This is a genomic window from Streptomyces flavidovirens DSM 40150 (genome assembly GCF_000429085.1).
Classification (GTDB): domain Bacteria; phylum Actinomycetota; class Actinomycetes; order Streptomycetales; family Streptomycetaceae; genus Streptomyces; species Streptomyces flavidovirens.
The window spans coordinates 37065-56353 of record NZ_AUBE01000026.1; the positions used below are offsets into that span (position 1 = coordinate 37065).

Annotated in this window: 18 protein-coding genes; 3 read left to right on the plus strand and 15 right to left on the minus strand. The window is 70.3% G+C overall.

All coding sequences use genetic code 11. From position 1 onward, the window contains the following. Positions 1 to 17: 17 nt before the first annotated feature. The 12 genes from G412_RS0126315 to G412_RS0126370 form a co-directional block, all read right to left on the minus strand. Entirely contained in the window at positions 18 to 377 is a 360-nt protein-coding gene (locus G412_RS0126315; protein WP_037649930.1) for a DUF488 domain-containing protein, read from the minus strand. A gap of 13 nt (positions 378 to 390) precedes the next feature. After that, positions 391 to 1575 (minus strand): CynX/NimT family MFS transporter, encoded by a 1185-nt coding sequence (locus G412_RS0126320; protein ID WP_244283217.1) that lies wholly within the window; start codon positions 1573 to 1575, stop codon positions 391 to 393. 161 nt (positions 1576 to 1736) lie between these two features. Next, positions 1737 to 2411, minus strand: coding sequence for a FadR/GntR family transcriptional regulator (locus tag G412_RS0126325; RefSeq protein ID WP_028814702.1), 675 nt, complete (start codon positions 2409 to 2411; stop codon positions 1737 to 1739). Positions 2412 to 2656: 245 nt separating this feature from the next. Next, positions 2657 to 3469 carry an HAD family hydrolase gene (locus G412_RS0126330; protein WP_028814703.1) on the minus strand — a complete coding sequence of 271 codons (813 nt, stop codon included), beginning with the start codon at positions 3467 to 3469 and terminating at the stop codon, positions 2657 to 2659. A gap of 14 nt (positions 3470 to 3483) precedes the next feature. After that, positions 3484 to 4761 (minus strand): serine--tRNA ligase, encoded by a 1278-nt coding sequence (gene serS, locus G412_RS0126335; RefSeq protein WP_028814704.1) that lies wholly within the window; start codon positions 4759 to 4761, stop codon positions 3484 to 3486. 574 nt (positions 4762 to 5335) lie between these two features. After that, positions 5336 to 6271, minus strand: a complete 936-nt coding sequence (pheA, locus tag G412_RS0126340; protein WP_028814705.1) for a prephenate dehydratase — start codon at positions 6269 to 6271, stop codon at positions 5336 to 5338. 55 nt (positions 6272 to 6326) lie between these two features. Beyond that, positions 6327 to 7610, minus strand: coding sequence for an iron uptake transporter deferrochelatase/peroxidase subunit (gene efeB / locus G412_RS0126345; RefSeq protein WP_244283222.1), 1284 nt, complete (start codon positions 7608 to 7610; stop codon positions 6327 to 6329). A gap of 5 nt (positions 7611 to 7615) precedes the next feature. Further along, positions 7616 to 9550, minus strand: coding sequence for a copper resistance CopC/CopD family protein (locus G412_RS0126350; RefSeq protein ID WP_028814707.1), 1935 nt, complete (start codon positions 9548 to 9550; stop codon positions 7616 to 7618). 14 nt (positions 9551 to 9564) lie between these two features. Next, positions 9565 to 10026, minus strand: coding sequence for a copper chaperone PCu(A)C (locus G412_RS0126355; RefSeq protein WP_028814708.1), 462 nt, complete (start codon positions 10024 to 10026; stop codon positions 9565 to 9567). Continuing rightward, positions 10023 to 10682 carry an SCO family protein gene (locus G412_RS0126360; RefSeq protein ID WP_028814709.1) on the minus strand — a complete coding sequence of 220 codons (660 nt, stop codon included), beginning with the start codon at positions 10680 to 10682 and terminating at the stop codon, positions 10023 to 10025. Before G412_RS0126360 ends, G412_RS0126355 begins: the two co-directional genes overlap by 4 nt. A gap of 37 nt (positions 10683 to 10719) precedes the next feature. Further along, complete coding sequence (locus G412_RS0126365) at positions 10720 to 11454, minus strand: YcnI family copper-binding membrane protein (RefSeq protein ID WP_028814710.1); 735 nt, start codon at positions 11452 to 11454, stop codon at positions 10720 to 10722. Positions 11455 to 11567: 113 nt separating this feature from the next. After that, entirely contained in the window at positions 11568 to 12374 is an 807-nt protein-coding gene (locus G412_RS0126370; protein WP_028814711.1) for a hypothetical protein, read from the minus strand. Between the two features lie 180 nt (positions 12375 to 12554). Between G412_RS0126370 and G412_RS0126375 the strand changes: the two genes are divergently transcribed. Next, positions 12555 to 13013 (plus strand): ATP-binding protein, encoded by a 459-nt coding sequence (locus G412_RS0126375; protein ID WP_028814712.1) that lies wholly within the window; start codon positions 12555 to 12557, stop codon positions 13011 to 13013. 51 nt (positions 13014 to 13064) lie between these two features. On the opposite strand, the gene G412_RS0126380 is transcribed toward G412_RS0126375, so the two are convergent. Next, positions 13065 to 14510, minus strand: coding sequence for an aminopeptidase P family protein (locus G412_RS0126380; RefSeq protein WP_106964171.1), 1446 nt, complete (start codon positions 14508 to 14510; stop codon positions 13065 to 13067). A gap of 103 nt (positions 14511 to 14613) precedes the next feature. Next, the gene (locus tag G412_RS0126385; protein ID WP_078607388.1) at positions 14614 to 16116 is read right to left on the minus strand and encodes a PP2C family protein-serine/threonine phosphatase; all 1503 of its coding nucleotides are present in this window, start codon (positions 16114 to 16116) and stop codon (positions 14614 to 14616) included. A gap of 445 nt (positions 16117 to 16561) precedes the next feature. Here G412_RS0126385 and G412_RS0126390 point away from each other — a divergent pair, with 445 nt between their 5' ends. Further along, a complete protein-coding gene (locus tag G412_RS0126390; RefSeq protein WP_028814715.1) occupies positions 16562 to 17305 on the plus strand; it encodes a bifunctional DNA primase/polymerase in 744 nt (247 codons plus the stop codon). A 203-nt stretch (positions 17306 to 17508) separates the two neighbouring features. Further along, on the plus strand, positions 17509 to 18075 hold the full coding sequence (locus G412_RS40325) for a hypothetical protein (protein ID WP_244283223.1): 567 nt from the start codon (positions 17509 to 17511) through the stop codon (positions 18073 to 18075). Positions 18076 to 18283: 208 nt separating this feature from the next. On the opposite strand, the gene G412_RS0126395 is transcribed toward G412_RS40325, so the two are convergent. After that, positions 18284 to 19258, minus strand: coding sequence for a DUF5926 family protein (locus tag G412_RS0126395; RefSeq protein WP_028814716.1), 975 nt, complete (start codon positions 19256 to 19258; stop codon positions 18284 to 18286). Positions 19259 to 19289 lie beyond the last annotated feature (31 nt).

Sequence of the window (19289 nt, forward strand, 5' to 3'; positions counted from 1 at the left end):
GCGTTTCCGGGCGACTGTCAGGCCAGCAGCAGCCGCCGCAGTACGGCGGTGTGGCTGCGGTCCGGGTCCTTGGCGGCGGTGAGCAGGGTGATCCGGCCGGCCCTCGCGAGCGTACGTACGTCCTCCAGGGCAGCGGCCGCTTCCGGGGAGGCGAGCTCGGACTCGTAACGGCGGCCGAACTCCTCGAACTCACCCGAAGGGCCGTGGTACCAGCGGCGCAGTTCCGCCGACGGAGTGAGGGCCCTGGGCCACTCGTCGACCTCCGCCGTCTCCTTGCTCAGACCGCGCGGCCACAGCCGGTCGACCAGCACGCGCGTCCCGTCATCGGCCGACGGCGGGTCGTACACCCTGCGCACACGGACATCAGGTTTCGTCACGAGGACCAGCCTGCTACACCTTCCGGTCCCGTGCCGCGTACAGACCCACCACCAAGGCCGCCGCGCACACCCCCAGCATCAGCGTGATCGGCAGCGTCCAGCTTCCGGTCGCCTCGTACACCGCGCCCGCCGCCACCGGGCCCACCGCGGCCAGCAGGTAGCCCACCGTCTGCGCCATCCCCGACAGCCGGGCCGCGGTCACCGCGTCGCCCGAGCGGAGCACGATCAGCGTCAGCGCGAGACCGACCGCGCCGCCCTGGCCTACGCCGAGCACCGCCGACCACAGCCACGCGCCGGACATGGGGGCGATCATCAGACCGGCGTAACCGGCCGCGACCATGGTCGTGACCAGCACGATCAGCGGGCGCTGGCTGCGCATACGCCCTGCCAGCAGCGGCACACCGAACGCTCCCGCGACCTGGATGAGGTTGTTGAAGGCGAAGACCACACCGGCCGTGGAACGGCTCATTCCGTGGTCCGTGAAGATCGTCGGCAGCCAGGCGATCAGGACGTACGTCCACAGCGACTGCAGCCCCATGAAGAGCGTCACCTGCCACGCCAGCGCCGACCGCCACACGCTGCGGCCGCCGGTAGCCTCACCCTTCGGCGCCACCCGTACCTCGTGCCCCGTACGGCCACGGGCGATCAGTACCTGCGGCAGCCACGCCACGGCCGCGACCACGGCGAGCAGCGACCAGAACGCCAGCGACGCCTCCCAGCTCTCGCCGAACGCCTTCTCCAGCGGTACCGAAGCTGCCGCCGCGACCGTCGCCCCCGCGATCATCGCGCCGGTGTAGACCGACGTCATCGCGGCGGCCCTGTCCGGGAAGTCCCGCTTGATCAGGCCCGGCATCAGGACGTTGAGCAGGGCGATCGCCAGGCCGATGACCAGGCTGCCGCCGTACAGCGTCGGCACAGTGGGCACCACCCGCACCACAATCCCCACGCCCAGCAGCAACAGCGCGCAGAACAGCACCACTTCGGTGCCGAACCGCCGCCCCAGCCACGGCGCCACCATCGCCCCCACGCCGAGGAACAACACCGGCACCGACGTCACCAGACTGGTCGCCGTCGACGACAGCCCGAACGTCTCGCTGATCTCGCTCACCAGCGGCGAGGCGCTCGCCAGCGCCGCCCGCATGTTCACGGACGCCAGCACGATCCCGGTCAGGAGCACCGCCGGACGGGCGAGCAACACCCGTCTCGCGGCGGCTCCTTGAGGCGACAGTCGTACGTCGGCCTCTGCGTCCAGGAGGAGTTGACCGGAATCCGGGCGTGACAAAGCAAGCACCTTTCGAGGGAGGAGTGTGAGTGAGGAGAAAAAGTGTGAGTGAGGAGAAAAGAGGACAGGAAGCCGGGTCAGCGGGTGATCAAAGCCGTCACCACATCGATCGGCACCTGGAGCACAGCCCGCGCGGCCCGTTCCGCCGCCGCCGGGTCACCCGCCTCGATCGCGTCGATCAGCGCCCCGTGCGCCGCCAGGTCGATCGGCGGCATCTCCTGGTCACCGAGGGAGGTGACCAGCGTCTCGTGCACCTGAGCGGAGAAGAAGCGGTAGACCTCGGTGAACGCGGCGTTGTGCGTCGCCTCGACGACACCGAGGTGGAAGGCCAGGTCGGCGTCGGCGGCCCGGTCCCCCTGCTCGTGCAGCTCGGCCAGGACGCGGCGCAGCGTACGCAGGTCCGCCTCGTCGCGGCGTACGGCCGCCAGCCTCGCCGCCTCGGCCTCCAGCGCGACCCGCAGCTCCAGTACGTCCAGTACGTTCGCGTGCCGCATTCCGCGCAGCACCGCTGCCGGGTCGGCGGCCGAGCGTACGAACGTGCCGTTGCCCTGGCGCGATTCGAGGAGCCCGGCGTGCACCAGAACACGCAGCGCCTCGCGCACGGTGTTGCGGCCGACGCCGAGCTGCCCGGCGAGCTCGTGCTCGGTGGGGATGCGGTCGCCGACGGCCCACTCGCCCTCGGCGAGCTGGGCCCGTAGCTGGTCCACGACGGTGTCCACGAGGGACTGCCGTCCCGCCGCCCGCAGCGCCATGTCCGCCTCCGCTTTCTGCTTCCGCTTCCGTCCGCTTCCGTTCGCTGAACCACTTCCGATTCACCCGGTTGCCCAGTCATCCTACAACTCGAAAAAGAAGGTGACGCCGACCGCAAGGTCCAGGCACACTGGGTGACGCACCACTCACGGGGGAGGAGTGTTGGCCGGTGACGTGCCGACCCGGCCAACACTCGCCACCGGCAGAAGGCAGGCAGAAGACAGGCTGAAGCCGGCAGCAGCCGACTTCAGCCGCTCAGCAGCTGTTCCAGGACGACCGCGATGCCGTCGTGGTCATTGGACGCCGTGATCTCGTGCGCCACGGCCTTCAGTTCGTCGTGCGCGTTGGCCATCGCCACGCCGTGCGCCGCCCAGCCGAACATCGGGATGTCGTTCGGCATGTCCCCGAACGCGATCGTTTCCGAGGCCTTGAGCCCCAGCCGCCGCGCCGCCAGCGACAGGCCCGTCGCCTTGCTCAGCCCCAGCGGGAGGAGCTCCACCACGCCCGGACCCGCCATGACCACGTCCACGAGACTGCCGACCGTCTGGCGGGCGACCCGCGCCAGCTCGTCGTCGTCCAGGTCGGGGTGCTGGATGTAGACCTTGTTCAGCGGCGCCGACCACAGGTCGGACGGGTCGTCGAGGGCCACGTACGGAAGCGGGCCTTCCTGCACCCGGTAGCCCACCCCGACCAGCACCTCGCCGTCCAGACCGTCGCGGCTCGCGGCGAGCGCCAGCGGGCCGGTCTCCGCCTCGATCTTGGCGAGCGCCAGCCCGGCCAGCTGCCGGTCCAGCGTCACCGACGTCAGCAGCCGCTTGTCACCGGCGTGGTAGACCTGTGCGCCCTGGCCGCAGACCGCGAGGCCCTCGTAACCGAGATCGTCCAGGATGTGCCGGGTCCACGGAACCGAGCGGCCGGTGACGACGATGTGGGCCGCGCCCGCCGCCGTGGCGGCGGCGAGCGCTTCGCGCGTACGGGCCGAGACCGTGTCGTCGGAGCGCAGCAGCGTCCCGTCGAGGTCGGTCGCGACAAGCTTGTACGGGAAGGGGCCGGGGAACAGACCGGTGGCGGTGCTCACTTGGAGAGGGGCTCCAGGATCTCTCGTCCCCCGAGGTACGGACGCAGCACTTCCGGCACCCGCACCGAACCGTCCGCCTGCTGGTGGTTCTCCAAGATCGCCACGATCGTGCGCGGTACGGCGCACAGCGTGCCGTTCAGCGTCGCGAGCGGCTGCACCTTCTTTCCGTCGCGCATCCGGATCGACAGCCGGCGCGACTGGAACTCCAGGCAGTTCGACGCGGACGTCAGCTCGCGGTACTTGCCCTGCGTCGGGATCCACGCCTCGCAGTCGAACTTGCGCGAGGCCGAGGAGCCCAGGTCACCACTGGCCACGTCGATCACCTGGAACGGCAGCTCCAGCGACGACAGCCACTGCTTCTCCCACGCCAGCAGCCGGTCCAGCTCCGCCTCGGAGTCCGCCGGGTCGACGTACGAGAACATCTCGACCTTGTCGAACTGGTGCACCCGGAAGATGCCACGGGTGTCCTTCCCGTACGTACCGGCCTCGCGCCGGAAGCAGGGCGAGAAACCGGCGTACCGCAGCGGCAGCTTGTCCGCGTCGATGATCTCGTCCATGTGGTACGCCGCGAGGGGGACCTCGGAGGTGCCGACCAGGTAGTAGTCGTCCTTCTCCAGGTGGTACACGTTCTCGGCGGCCTGGCCGAGGAAGCCCGTGCCCTCCATGGCGCGGGGCCGGACCAGCGCGGGCGTCAGCATGGGGACCAGGCCGGCGTCGGTGGCCTGCGCGATCGCCGCGTTGACGAGGGCGAGTTCGAGGAGCGCGCCGATGCCGGTCAGGTAGTAGAAGCGCGAGCCGGACACCTTGGCGCCGCGCTCGACGTCGATCGCGCCGAGCGCCTCACCGAGCTCCAGGTGGTCCTTGGGCTCGAAGCCCTCGGCCGCGAAGTCGCGCGGGGCGCCGATCGTCTCGCGTACGACGAAGTCTTCCTCGCCGCCGACAGGGACGTCGGGGTGGACGATGTTGCCGAGCTGGAGCAGCAGCCGCTTGGACTCCTCGGCGGCCTTGTCCTGTTCGGCGTCGGCGGCCTTGACGGCGGCGGAGAGTTCGCCGGCCTTCTTCAGCAGCTCGGCCTTCTCGTCGCCGGAGGCCCTCGGGATGAGTTTGCCGAGCGACTTCTGCTCGGAGCGGAGTTCGTCGAAGCGGACGCCGGACGACCTGCGCCGTTCGTCGGCGGAGAGGAGGGCGTCGACGAGGGCGACGTCCTCTCCACGGGCGCGCTGGGAGGCGCGAACACGGTCGGGGTCCTCACGGAGCAGGCGAAGGTCAATCACCCCACCAGGCTACCTGCGACCGCTTCCGCCGATCGACTTGATATCGCATTGCGTGGCGCTTTGCCCGTAATGCCCAAATTGGGAATGGTGAAGGGCGGCCGCTCCGGAGCCTGCGGCGCACGTCAATAAAACAGGCACTATTCCCTGAAACAGGGCACTTTCCGGGCATCCCCTTGACGCTTTTTCCTTGCGGGAAGCGGGAGTTGGCGACCGTGTTGTCCACAGGAATGGGCGGGCCCGGTGACTTATCCACAGGCTGTGCGAAAGATCTGTGGATGCCGGAGGAGATCATTCCGAAAGGCGCGTGAAGGGCGAGTGATTCCCGGTTCAAACCCCCTTCACACGCTCATTCGGGTGGGAATTACTCGCTCTAAAGAGTTGATCAATGGAATTGGGGTGACAGGGCCCGACCTGCCGCCCTGTGAACGGAAGAGAGCCCTCTGAGCAGATTTGTCGACGATGTCGGGTTGCGTTGTCGACTTGTCCCCAGGTCGAGAAGCGCGCCTGTGGACAACTTCTGTGGATAACTTTGAATCTCCAGGCAGGACCAGCCACCGGAGCACGCAGGGGCCCGTCAGGCCCGCCCGTCCTGGCTCCGCGCCAGCCAGTCGGCGGCCGCCACGAACTCCGCGTCCGAGGTGCCCGGCCGCAGCGCCCGCACGTCCTCGACCGCCACACCGGCCCGCGGATACGACCCGAGGAACCGCACCTTCGGGCAGATCCGCTTCAGCCCCATCAGCGCCTCGCCCACCCGCCGGTCCGAGATATGGCCCTCGGCGTCCACGGCGAAGCAGTAATTGCCGATACCCGCACCGGTCGGCCGCGACTGGATCAGCATCAGGTTGACCCCGCGCACCGCGAACTCCTGGAGCAGTTCGAGCAGTGCGCCAGGGTGGTCGTCGCCCAGCCAGAGGACCACCGACGTCTTGTCCGCCCCGGTCGGCGCCGCCGGCCGCGCGGGCCGCCCCACCAGCACGAAGCGCGTCTGCGCGTTCACCGCGTCATGGATCTCCGTGACGAGCGGCTCCAGGCCGTACTTCGCCGCCGCGAACTCACCCGCGAAGGCCGCGTCGTACCGGCCCTCCTGCACCAGCCGCGCGCCGTCCGCGTTGGAGGCGGCCGATTCCCACAGCGCGTCCGGCAGGTTCGCCCCCATCCAGTTGCGCACCTGCGGCTGGGCGGCGGGGTGCGCGGTGACCGTCTTGATGTCGGAGAGCTTCGTGCCGGGACGCACCAGCAGCGCGAAGCTGATCGACAGCAGCACCTCGCGGTAGATCATCAGCGGTTCACCCGACGCCAGCTCGTCGAGGGTGGCGGTGATCCCGCCCTCGACGGAGTTCTCGATCGGTACGAGCGCGGCCGCCGCCTCACCGTTGCGCACGGCGTCGAGTGCGGCCGGTACGGACACCATCGGGACGAGTTCCCGGGTGGCGGCCTCAGGGAGCGTACGGAGGGCGACCTCGGTGAAGGTGCCTTCGGGACCGAGATAGGCATAGCGCGTTGCCGACATACGGTCACCTTAATGCGCCGTACGGGAGGGCCGTGCGGAACGCGGACCGCGGCTGTCAGGACTCCAGGAGCCGCTGTCCCACGTATTCGCCGTCCCGCGCCCCGCCCGGCACCGCGAACAGCCCGCTCGCCTCGTGCCGGATGAACGGCGAGAGCGCGTCCCCCCGGTCGAGCTTGCGCTGCACCGGCACGAAGCCGCGCAGCGGGTCCGCCTGCCAGCAGACGAAGAGCAGTCCCGCGTCGGGCGTGCCGTCCGCACCGATCCCGTCGTGGTACGAGAACGGCCGTCGCAGCATCGCCGCGCCGCCGTTCTGTTCGGGCGCGGAGATACGGGCGTGGGCGTTCGACGGGATGACCAGCTTGCCGTCCGGACCGGTCTTGTCCAGGTCGAGCTCGGTGGTCTCGCTGCCGCCTGTCAGGGGGGCTCCGTCGCTCTTCTTCCGTCCGATGACCTTTTCCTGTGCGCCGCGCGCGAGTTTCTCCCAGTCGTCGAGGAGCATCCGGATGCGGCGTACGACGGCGTACGAGCCGCCCGCCATCCACTCGGGTCCCTCGGCTCCCCCGTCGGCCGGTACGAAGATCCGCTGGTCGAAGTCGGCGTCGGACGGTTTGGGGTTGCCCGTGCCGTCGATCTGTCCCATCAGGTTGCGGGCGGTCATGGGCTGTGCGGTCGCGCCCGGGGAACGGTTGAAACCGTTCATCTGCCACCGCACCCGGGCGGCGTCGCCCGCCTCGCGCTGGATGGTGCGCAGGGCGTGGAAGGCGACCAGTGCGTCGTCGGCGCCGATCTGCACCCACAGGTCGCCGTTGCTGCGCCGTGCGTCGAGGTGGTCGGAGGAGAAGTCGGGCAGCGGGTCGAGGGCGGCGGGGCGCCGGCCGTTCAGTCCCGTACGGCCGAAGAAGGTGCGGCCGAAGCCGAAGGTGACGGTCAGCGAGGAGGGTCCGGCGTCCAGCGCCACGCCCGTGTCGGTGTCTCCGAGCGGCTCGCCGGCCATCATCGTGCGTGCGGCGGCCGACCAGCGGCGCAGCAGCGCCGCGGCCTCTTTGCGTCCGGCGCCGGGTGCGAGGTCGAAGGCGATGAGGTGGCCGCGGGCCTGGAGGGGGGTGGTGATGCCGGCCTGGTGCTCGCCGTGGAAGGGGGCGGCGGTCGAGCCGACGGACGCCAGCGCCTTGGCGTCCGGGGAGGCGCCGGAGCCGGCGGCCGCGGCGTACACGCCCGCGCCGCCGGCGCCGCCGAGCACGAGGCCGGCGGCGCCGCCCGCGCCCGCGGCGGCGAGCAGCCGCCTCCTTGAGATGTCGGTGTCGCTCACGCCGTTGTCTCTCACGCCGTTGTCGCTCACGCCGGTCAGCCGATCTTCACGTTCTTCTTGACGGTCACTTGGTCGATGTCGGAGGTCCGTACGGTCACTTCGACCTCCCACGTCCCCGGCATGGGGATCTGCACCCCGTTCGCGCGCCAGTGTCCGGTGGCGATGCGGGCGGGGGTGGCGGGCAGCGGCCCGATCTCCTTGTCGTTGTTGGTGAACGCGACCTTCACTTCGGGTGCGTCCATGGCACGCCCGTTGGGCCGCTCCAGCCGGAGGTTCAGGGTGTTGCTGCCCGAGCGCGCGGGGTCGAGCTCGACCCTGGCGGTGCCCTTGCCGTCCTCGCCGCCCGTGTCGAAGGGGATACGGACGTCGACCGGGTCCGCGGGGGCGGCGGTGGCCGTCCCGCCGTTCCCGGCCTCCTTCTCCTCGGTGCGTCCGGGTTCGGTGCTGGTCAGTACGGTCGTCACGGCCAGCAGCACCACGGCGACCGCGGTCTCCGCGAGCACGGAGCGCCGCAGCCCGAGCCGCTGGGGGTCGGCGTCCCGTACCCGCTTGACGCGTGCGGTGGCCACCGCGGCCCTCTGCCGGGCGAGCTGGGCGGCCCGCGCGGGGTCCTCGGGCACGGTGACGGGCTCGGGCTCCTCGGCGGGCGCGGCGGTCCCCGTCCCCGTCCGCTCCTCCTGCTCCGCCTGCTCCTCCTCGGACGCCGCGTTCTCGGCCAGCCGCCCGGTCCAGCGCCGCGAGAGCCACGCGATGCCGACGAGGACGGCGACGAGGCCGATCTTGACGAGCAGTAGCTGCCCGTACGCCGTCCCGGTCAGCGCCGACCAGGACCCGACCTGCCGCCATGCCTGGTAGGTCCCGGTCACCGCGACCACGGCGACGCTCGCGAAGGCGAGGCGGGAGAACTTCCGTACGGCGGTACGTTCGAGTCCCGGCACCCGGTAGAGCGCGATGAGCAGCGCGGCCAGGCCGCCCAGCCAGGTCGCGGCGGCCAGCAGGTGCAGTACGTCGACGGGCATCGCGATGCCGGGCTGGAGGCCGGTCGACGCGTGCTCGGAGAGCGCCCAGGTGGCCGCGATGCCGGCGGCCAGGACCGCGCCGCCGAGGGCGAGCCCGAAGGTGAGGTCCTTTTTCTCGCTCTCCTGTTTCTCGTCCAGCGGGGTGTCCCTCTTCGCGTACGCGCCGAACAGTACGGCGACGAAGAGCGCGGCCGCGCCGAGCAGCAGCAGCCGTGAGACGAGTGAGGCCCCGGTCTTGGTCTCCAGTACGGCTTTGAGCCCGCTCAGGTCGAAGGCGTCCGCGAGTTTTCCCGACCCGGTGTAGGGGGCGCGCAGCAGCAGCATCGCCAGTGTCGACGCGGTGAGGGTGATCCAGCCCTGTACGACGAGGCGCTGGAGGGGCCGTTGTGCGGCGCCGCGCTGCCAGCAGGCGAGGACGAAGGCTGCTCCGCCGACGAGCAGGATGAAGCCGGCGTACGCGGTGTAGCGGGCGATGCCGTAGAGGGCGCCGACGAGGCCGCCGCCCGCGGGCTGTTCGGGCAGGGCGACGGTGGTCTTGGAGGGGGCGCCGATGGAGAAGGTGAAGGCGCCGGAGATGGGGTGGCTGTCGGCGGAGACGGCCTGCCAGGCGACGGTGTACGTGCCGTCGGGCAGTCCGGTGTGCAGGGGAACGGCGTACTGGACGACGCTGCCGCTGCTCATGTCGCGTACTTGACCGGTGTCGGAGCGTTTGCCGCTGGGTTGCAGGACGCGGATCGAGTCGTCCCCGAGAGCGATCTTTTCGGAGAACGTGAGGGTGATCTGTCTGGGCGCGGTGGCGACGACCGCCCCGTCCTTCGGGTCGCTTCCCGTGAGCGCGGCGTGCGCGGACGCGGGTGCGGCTCCTGCGAGCAGTGTGCCGAGGAGTGCCGTGGTGATGAGCAGCAGCCTGATCACTGCGGCTGCTCCGAAGCGCGGGGCGGTTGCCGGCATGGTGGGTCAGTCCCTCACTGCTTCTTGGGGTTGTGGGTGGACTCCTTGACGGGAAGGTCCGTCTTGATCGGGCCGGTCTTCTCGAAGTGCAGTTTCACGGACACCGTGTCGCCCTGTCTGGGCTTCTTCTTGAGCTTCAGGAACATCATGTGGTTCCCGCCGCGCTCCAGATCCAGTTCGCCGTTCGCGGGGATGTCGAAGGACGTGACCTGGCGCATCTTCTGGTTCTTGGTCTCGTGGATCTGGACCTCGCCGGCGATGTCGCTGGTGACGGAGGTGAGCTTGTCCGCGATGTCGCTGTCGTTCTTGACGGTGAGGAAGCCGGCGGCCATGTCGTCCATCACGGGCTCCGGCATGAACGCCCCGCTGACCTTCAGTCGGGGCTTGTCGTCGCTCGTGGAGGAGCAGCTTGTCAGTGCGAGGCCTGCGGCCAGGACGGTGGCTGTCGCGAGGGTGGTGGGGTGGCGGCGGTTCACGGGTTCTGCCCCTTGATGAGCTTGGGGAGGTCCTTGGTGTAGTCCTCGGCTGTGGTGTCCTCGCTGTACAGGACGTATCCGGCGTCGGTCTTCGGGGAGAACGCGATGACCTGCGCGCCGTGCATGGAGACGACGGTGCCGTCCTTCTCCTTCTTGGGCGGGTCGATGCCGATGCCCATCTGGCGGGCGCCGGCCTGGATGGTCGGGAAGTCGCCGGTGAGTCCGGTGAAGGTGGGGTCGCCTGCGCCCTTGAGCCACTTGCCGAGCGCCTCGGGGGTGTCCCGTTCGGGGTCGGTGGTGACGAAGACGACCTGGAGTTTGTCCCGGTCGGCCTGAGGGAGTTTCTTGTGGGCGATGGCGATGTTGCTCATGGTCAGCGGGCACACGTCGGGGCAGTTGGTGTAGCCGAAGTAGATGAGCGTCGGCTTGCCCTTGGTGCGCTCCCGCAGGTCGTACTTCTTGCCGTGGGTGTCGGTGAGGACGAGGTCCGGCTTCTTGAACGGCCGGTCGAGTACGGTCGCGGCCTTGTCGTTCATGCCGGCGGAGACGTCGGTGACGGGCTTGGAGCCGCTGTCTGCCTTGTCGCCGCCGCACGCGGACAGGGTGAGCGCGGCCGTGGCGACGAGTGCCACGGCCAGCGCGTTCTTCTTGCGCATGGGTGTAGGTCCCGGTGTTCCGTTGAGGGGTGGGGCGTCAGGACGTGCGGCGGCGGCCGGCGAGTACGCCGAAGGCCACGCCTGCGACGCCCACGATGATGCCGACGACGGCGAGGACGCGGGCGGTCGTGTCACTGCTGGTGGTGTCGCTGTCGGCCGCCGCCTCTTCGCCCTTGTGGGCGGCGTCGTCGGCCTCGTCGGCTTCCTTGCCGGTGGCGCCGTGGTGGTCGTCACCGGTGGGCTCGGTCAGCTTGAGTACGGGCGCGGGGGACTGCGGCTCCTCCTCGCCGTCCTTGGGCTCTTCGATCCAGCGGACGACTTCCTTGTTGTCGTACGTCTGGACGGCCTTGAGGACGAGCTGGTCCGCGTCCTCGGGCAGCTGTCCGAGAACGAGCGGGAACTGCTGGAACTCGCCGGGGCCGACCTTGCCGCCGCTCCAAGTGATCTTGGAGACGGCTTCGTTGATCTCCTCGCCGTGGACCTTGAGCGGCTTGTCGAGCTTGGTCCTGGTGACCTCGGTCTTCCAGCCGGGCACGGGCTGCGGCATGACGGACGCCAGCGGGTGGTCGGTGGGGAAGGACACTTCGAGCTTGACGGTCGAGGCGTTGTCCCGCTCGTTGGGCACCCTGACGTTGACGGTGGCGTAGCCGCCCTTTTCGGCGGGTCCGACGGGCTGTACACCGACGTGCGCGAAGGCCGTTCCCGCGCACAGCAGGACGGTGGAAGCGGCGGCACCGGCGACGGAGACGGCAGCGATACGAGAGACGTTCATGTCTGGAACACTCCACGGGCAGAGGTGAATGACGCTCCGGTGCGCGGGTGCGCACCGGCATCGCGACGCCGCTCCCGTGGTGTGGCGTGTGTTACGCCGGAGAGTGCGCCGCGTCAGGCTGCGAGGACGAGCGCCGCCGTGGGCGGTCCGCGCCTGATCACCGTGTGCTGGAGGGCTTCCCCGGCCGGTCGCAGGGAGGTGACGAAGGGGGTGTGCCCGGTGCGCGGCCGGCGCGCGGGTGCTGCGGGGAGCGGGCCGGCGTTGAGCGACCGTACGAGCGCCAGGGCGGCGCGCAGCGACCGTACGAGCGCGCCTTCCGCGACGCCGTGGGCCGACAGCAGGACCAGCCGGGACAGTGCCGTCTCTCCGCGCCGCAGGAACCACGCGGTCGCGACGGCGGCCAGCAGGTGGCCGAGCAGCATGGGGAGGGTGGGGAGCAGTCCGGCGGCCGGTTCGGCGGCGCCTGTGTGGTGGGACGCCGCGTGCGCGAGGTGCTGCCGTGCCGCGTGTACGGACGCGGGGTCGATGCCCGCTTCGGTGATGATGCGGCGTGCTTCGGTGGTGCTGAGCGGCAGTGCGCCGGCGCCGCACACGAGTTTCGCGGCGAAGGCGCGCAGTGAGGTGTCGGTGGCCGCGCTTTCGAGGGCGGGGCTGTGCTGGCCGAGTCCGAAGAGGGCGTGCAGGGCGAGCTGTCCGCAGGTCAGTGCGGCGGCGATGGCGGGCATGGAGCGCGCGCGTCCGGCGAGTGGTGCGATCAGGCCGAATACGGCGGCGGCGCCGAGTGCCAGCGTCCACCAGGGGACGGTGGCGCAGGAGGCCATGACGTGTCCGGTCGCGGACAGCACGACACAGACCGCGGTGAACACCGCGGTCCTGAGCAGCCGCAGAGGGGCTCCGGCGCGTGCGACGGACGTAGACATGGCCTCGACATCATCGCATTGCGTCTGCGGCATTCGTACGGCAGGTCCGGGAGCGTATACACCGGCGTAAGGAGTGTGCGCGTCGGCCGAATGAGGGCAATCACGTTCACTCCAGGCTTATGAGGGGTTGCTTGCGGCAATACGTATCCGTATGTCGAGCCGCAGCCAGGAGGCTGGAGCATGAGCATCTGGTGGTCTCTCCACTTGCGGCGCGAAGCCGCGAGCGTCCCGCTCGCCCGGCGCCTTCTGCTCGGCACCATGGAGACGGCGGGGGTGGATCCGGACATCTCCTACGACCTGTCGGTCGCGCTCAGCGAAGCGTGTGCGAACGCCGTCGAGCACGGCGGGGACGAGCATTCCGGGACGCCGTCCGCCGAATATCGCGTGACCGCTTATCTGGACGGCGAGAAATGCCGTATCGAGGTCGCTGACTCCGGGCCGGGATTTCCCCCTTCACGGCGGGGGTATCGCGCCGCGGCGCGTCCGGTGAGCACCTCGGCGGAGAGCGGCCGGGGGCTGTGCCTGATCGAGCAGCTGGCCGATCACGTGCATTTCCGCAACAGGCCGGGGCACGGCGCCGTGGTCAGTTTCGACAAGATCCTCAAATGGCGCGAGGGCGCGCTGCTCAAGGTGTCCTGAAGGCCTTGAGCGGCACGCCCTCGCGGGTGTGGTTCCTGTGGGCGTTGTACGTCAGGCCTGCTTGACCCGCGCCATCCAGGCTTCGACCTCGTCCCAGCGGCGGGGCAGCCCGGCCGACAGGTTCAGGTTGCCGTCCTCGGTGACGAGGATGTCGTCCTCGATCCGTACGCCGATGCCGCGGTATTCCTCGGGCACGGTGAGGTCGTCGGCCTGGAAGTACAGGCCGGGCTCGACGGTCAGGCACATGCCCGGCTCCAGGGTCCCGTCGGCGTACGCCTCACGGCGGGCGGCGGCGCAGTCGTGGACGTCCATGCCGAGCATGTGGCCGGTGCCGTGGAGGGTCCAGCGGCGCTGGAGGCCGAGCTCCAGGACCTTCTCGACGGGGCCTTCGACGAGGCCCCACTCGACGAGCTTCTCGGCGAGGACGCGCTGTGAGGCGTCGTGGAAGTCGCGGAACTTCGCGCCGGGCTTCACGGCGGCGATGCCGGCTTCCTGGGCCTCGTACACCGCGTCGTAGATCTTGCGCTGGAGGTCGTTGAAGGTGCCGTTGATGGGCAGGGTGCGGGTGATGTCGGCGGTGTAGAGGGTGTGGGTTTCCACGCCGGCGTCGAGCAGCAGCAGGTCGCCGGAGCGTACGTCGCCGTCGTTGCGCACCCAGTGGAGGGTGGTGGCGTGGGGTCCGGCGGCGCAGATGGAGCCGTAGCCGATGTCGTTGCCCTCGACGCGGGCGCGCAGGAAGAAGGTGCCTTCGATGTAGCGCTCGCTGGTCGCCTCGGCCTTGTCGAGGATCTTGACGACGTCCTCGAAGCCGCGGACGGTCGAGTCGACGGCCTTCTGGAGTTCGCCGATTTCGAAGTCGTCCTTCACGGCGCGGGCCTCGGAGAGGTAGACGCGCAGCTCCTCGTCGCGCTCGGCGGTGACCTTGTCGGTCAGCGCGGCTTCGATGCCGGCGTCGTGTCCGCGGACGTTGCGGACGGGGCCGGTGGCTTCCTTCAGCGCGGCGGCCAGCTCGCGGACATCCTTGGCGGGGATCTTGAGGAGCTGCTCGGCCTCGGTGAGGGAGTGGCGGCGCCCGACCCACAGCTCGCCCTGGCCGTCGAGCCAGAATTCGCCGTTCTCGCGGTTGGAGCGGGGCAGCAGGTAGATCGTCGCGTCGTGGCCGCCGTCCCTCGGCTCGAGTACCAGGACGCCGTCCTGTGTCTGGTCGCCGGTGAGGTAGGCGTATTCGGTGGAGGCGCGGAAGGCGTACTCGGTGTCGTTGGAGCGGGTCTTGAGGTTGCCCGCGGGGATCACCAGGCGCTCGCCGGGGAAGCGTGCGGAGAGTGCGGCGCGGCGGCCGGCGGTGTGGCCCGCCTGTGCGATCGGCTCGAGACCGTGCAGTTCGGTGTCGGCCCAGCCGGTCTTCATGTTCTCGGCGAGCTCGTCGGAAACGCCCGGGTACAGGCCGTTCTTCCGCTGCTTGATCGGCTCTTCGGTCTCTTCCGGGGTCTCCGGCATGAGCTCTTCGGACACGGCTGTCTCCTCGATACGACACTGGACCGCCCTCCATCGTATGTGCGACGGGAAGAGGGCCCGGGGCGTTGTGGACAACTGTGAGGAATCAGTCGAACCGCGCGGCGAGCAGCACGATGTCGTCCGCCGAGTCCGCCGTGCCGGCGCCGTTGGGCAGCAGGGTGCGCAGTACGTGGTCGGTGATTGCTTCCGGGTCGTTCCTGGCGGTCCTGGGCACACTGGCGGCGGCCGCGTGCAGCCGTGCGAAGGCACGGTCCATGGGGTCGCCGGTGCGCTGGAGCAGCCCGTCGGTGTAGAGCAGCATCGTTTCGCCGGGTGCGGGTGAGAGTTCCACGCTCGGTGCTTCCCAGCAGGACAGCATGCCCAGTGGCGCGGAGAGCGAGGTCTCGACGTATTCGGTGCGCCGGTCGCCGATGATCAGTGGGGGGCTGTGTCCGGCGCCGGCCAGCACGATCTTGCGCTGGGCCGGTTCGCAGTACGCGAAGAGGGCGGTGGCCGACCTGGCCGGTTCGGTGAGCCGCAGGAGCAGTTCGAGGTCGGACAGTACGGCGACGGGGTCCTCGCCCTCCATGACGGCGTACGCCCGGAGGCCGGCCCGCAGCCGTCCCATCGCGGCGAGCGCGCCGGCGCCCGATCCCGAGACGGATCCGACGGCGAGCCCCAGAGCGCCTTCGGGCAGCGGCAGGGCGTCGTACCAGTCGCCGCCGCCGTGGGGTCCGGTGCGGTGGCGGGCGGCGAGGTGTACTCCGGGGACGCGGGGCAGTCTGCTGGGGAGCAGTTCCGCGGCGAGCGTCGCCACTTGTGCGCGGGCGCGTTCCAGTTCCAGCAGGCGGGCCAGGTGTTCGGCGGCGTAGCGCGCGTAGAGGCCCGCGAGGTGGCGCCGGCGTTCGGCGGGTTCGGCCGGTTCGTCGTACAGCCAGACGGCGGCACCGAGCCGCCCGGACGTTTCGGTGGTCAGGGGCAGGGCGTAACTGGCGGCGTATCCCAGGCGTGCGGCGACTTCGCGGTGGCGCGGGTCGAGTCCGGCTTCGCCGAGGAGGTCGGGATGGGCGATCTCGCTGGGGCGGGGGCTGCCGGGGAGCCCGTCGAGGAGCCGTCCGTACGACGTGGAGCCGCGCGGCACGGTCTCGATGTGGCCGAGGTCGGCGCGGGCGAGGCCGAGGCCGACGGTGGTGGGCGGGCCGAGTTCGCCGGCCGGCTCCAGGACGACGAGGCCGCGGCGGGCGCCCACGAGGGCGGCGCCGGCGCGGAGCAGTTCGTGCAGTGCGCTGTCGAGGGTGTGGGTGCGGACCAGGCGTTCGGTGAGTTCGTGGAGGGTCGTGAGGTCGGAGACCCAGCCCGCGAGCCGGTCCTGAAGCACCGCGCCGGCGGCGGCGGGTGGGGCAGGGGGAGACGGGTGGGGCGCGACAGTGTGCGTGGGGGGAGGAACCACTGGATCGATTCCAGCCACTTTCGGCACGTGAGGGGCGCTCATGATCGCGGACTTTCCCGCTGGTGCGTTTTGCTCAATAGCATCGCAAACCCCCATGTCATTCTGCGCCGCTATCAATGCATCCACATGTACACGCACAAGTAAGGGGATGTCCAGCATTGTCAACGTGGGACTCTTGGTGTCTGTGGGATAGCCAACTTGGCCTAAAAATGCCACACGCGGCAGTAATTTGCGATCGACTGAGGGCGTTCGACAGCGCGTCATATCGACCGCGCTGGGTACGTAATCGGTGATGGCCAGGGGCAGTTGGGACCGCCCGGAACCTGGCGGCGGGCCTGGGCGTCTTAACCGCCGTGGGCCGCGTCCCATCCCCGAGTAGCGGGACAGCACCACTACGGATCTGCTTCGGATCAGTTCAGCGCCATGCGTGCGCCACCCTCCGCTACGTTTCACGCCCGGCCCCAACGGGCTGCCCGTGCCGCAGGCTGAAAATGCGGCGAAGCACCACCAGTACGCAGCCAGTACGTGACGTGCACGCTCAGTGAAGATATGCACACATGGTGTGATATGGACCTCGGCGTTCAACGGAAAGGAACGAGCGCTCATGCGCGAGATCCCCGGAAAGCGACGCGGGCTCCTCCGGTTCCGGCGAAGTGAGGGGCCTGCCCAGCTCGGCGCGGCGCTGACCTGTGCCACCGCCTGGCAGTGGCCCGTGCTCCCCGGAGTGGGCCTGAAAGCATCCAATGGCCGCGGCAGAGGCAGCGGCGGCGGCGCGGGGCAGAGCTGTGCCTGCCCCGATCCCGAATGCGTGGTTCCCGGCGCGCACCCCTTCGATCCGGGCGTTCTCGCCGCCACCACCGACGAACGCATGATCCGCTGGTGGTGGACCAACCGGCCGACGGCGCCGGTCGTGCTGGCCACCGGCGGGGCGGCGCCGTGCGCGATCAGCCTCCCCGCGGTCGCCGGCGCGGTGGCGCTGACGGCGCTCGACGGCATGGGTATGCGCCTGGGCCCGGTCGTCGCGACCGCGACCCGCTGGTCGCTGCTGGTCGCCCCGTACTCCCTGGAGCGGCTCGGGGAGCTGCTGTACGCCAAGGACCGGGTGCCCAGTTCGCTGCGTTTCCACGGGCAGGGCGGCTATCTGGTGCTTCCGCCCTCGCAGACGGGGGCCGGGCAGGTGTGGTGGGAGCGGGAGCCGTCCGTCACGGGCTCTCCGCTCCGTCCGGGCAGGGCGGAGCCCATCGCCGGTTCGGCCGCACCCTGGCTGCCGGACGTCGAGGCGGTCGTGGACGCGCTGGTCGCGGCGAGCAACGGCGCACCGGACGGCGGCAGCCGGCTCGCGTACTGAGTACGCGTTCCCCAGGGACGCGGAAGCCGGCGGCGGCGGTCTTGCACGAAGACGCCCCGCCGGCTCACTCGTACGGGTGTGAGCGGACCGGTGTTCCGGGGCGACTGGGCGCGGCTCCCGTGCCGGGGGTCATCCGTCGATATCTTCGGCCCACCGTCAAGAACTTCCGGCAGCCGACAGGTGGGACCGCCTTGAATCTCCGCATGACCGGGCTCGCGGCCGTCGTGGTGTTCACCGCCCTGCTGCCGCTGGCCGGCGCGTCCGCGGAACCCGAGCCCGTGCCCGCACCCGACGACGCCAAGGCGGCTCCCGCGACCGCCGCCGGGAACGCCCCTGCCTCTGCGCCCGTCCCTGCCCCTGCCCCTGCCCCTGTCCCTGTCCCCGCCCCTGCCCCTGCCTCTGTCCCTTCGCCCGGCTCCTTGGGCGACGCGTCCGCGCAGTGCGGCCCGGAGCTCAGCTCCCCGGAAGGCGTCGAGGGCCAGACCTGCGTGCTGACCGAGCGCGGCAGTACGTGGGCGCGTACGTACTACCGCAATGCGACGGGGGCGGAACTCCGCGCCGTACTCGCACTGATGGGGCCTGCCGGCCGGACCGTTCAGATGCATTGCGCGGTGAGCGCGGAGGACGAACCGGGGGTGTGCGAAACACCGCGTGAGCCTTCGCGCGGAAAAGCCGCTGAATATTCGGCGGTGTCGGAGTTCGCCGCGGCGGGAGACGGGCCGTTGCTGCTGCGCTCCGGGAGCAACTCGCCCGCGCCTGCGCCCCGTTGACCGGTCGGTACGACACCTGACGGGCCGGGGCGGGGATAAGAAAGACCCGGCCGCTGGCGACGGGGGATGCACCAGCGACCGGGCACTTAGAACGGTAACAAGAGATCTGCGGTTGGCAAATTCGATCTCCCTTATTCAGACAGGGATTTACCTGCCGATTGGAGAGTTGTGACCGGAGTCACCGATCAACCGACAGAAACTGTCGCCGTCAGCTCAGTGTCACCTGCCGGTTGGTGAGACCGCCCCGCGCACGGCGCTCCTCCGAGGTCAGCGGCGCGTCGGAAGCCAGAGCCGCGGCGAGCCGTTCGGCGAACTGAGCGGCGGGCTTTTCCACGTCCTGCGCCCCTGTCCCGCTCGGCAGGTCCCAGACCGGAACCATCAGTCCGTGCGCGCGGAAGGAGCCGACGAGACGGGTGCCTTCGCCGAGGGACGACGTACCGGCGGCGTGCAGTCGCGCGAGCGCGTCGAGGAGCTGGTCCTCGGCATACGGCATGACCCAGCGCAGGTGGTTCTTGTCGGGCGTCTCGCACCAGTACGCGGCGTCGACACCGGTCAGCCTCACGGTGGGGATCGCGGCGGCGTTGGCGCGCTCCAGGGAGGCGCTCACCTCGGGCGCCGCGTTCTGCGCGTCGGGCACCCAGAACTCGAAGCCGGTGTGCACCTCGGGCTCGAAGGGTGCGTCCGCGTCGAGCAGGTCCTGGAGGCGCGGACCGTCCGCCGGGGCGCGCTCCGCCGCGACCGGCGTACCCGGCTTGGCGGTCAGCGCGCGCAGCAGGGTGTCCGCGAGGTCGCGGCTGAGGTCACCGGAGGGGGTGTCGTTCTGCAGGCCGAGCAGGACGGAGCCGTCGTCGCGGCGCAGGGCGGGCCAGGCCATCGGCAGTACGGTCGCCAGCGTGACGGAGGGGACGCCGTCGGGCAGCCCGTCCTTCAGCGTCAGCTCCGCCGTGGCGGCGGGCACCAGCTCGCGCAGGGCGACCCAGTCGCTCTCGCCGGCCAGGCCCTCGAAGGGGCGCTGGACCAGTTCGGTGACGGCGTGCGCGGCCGCACGGCCGTGGCAGGCCTTGTAGCGACGGCCGGAACCGCACGGGCAGGGCTCGCGGGCCCCGACGACCGGCACCTCCCCGTCGGCCACCTGGGCCTGCGGCTTGGTACCCCTTGCGGGCTGGGGGCGCTTCTTGGCCATGGCTTGGCTTCTCCCGTTCACGGCAGTGCTG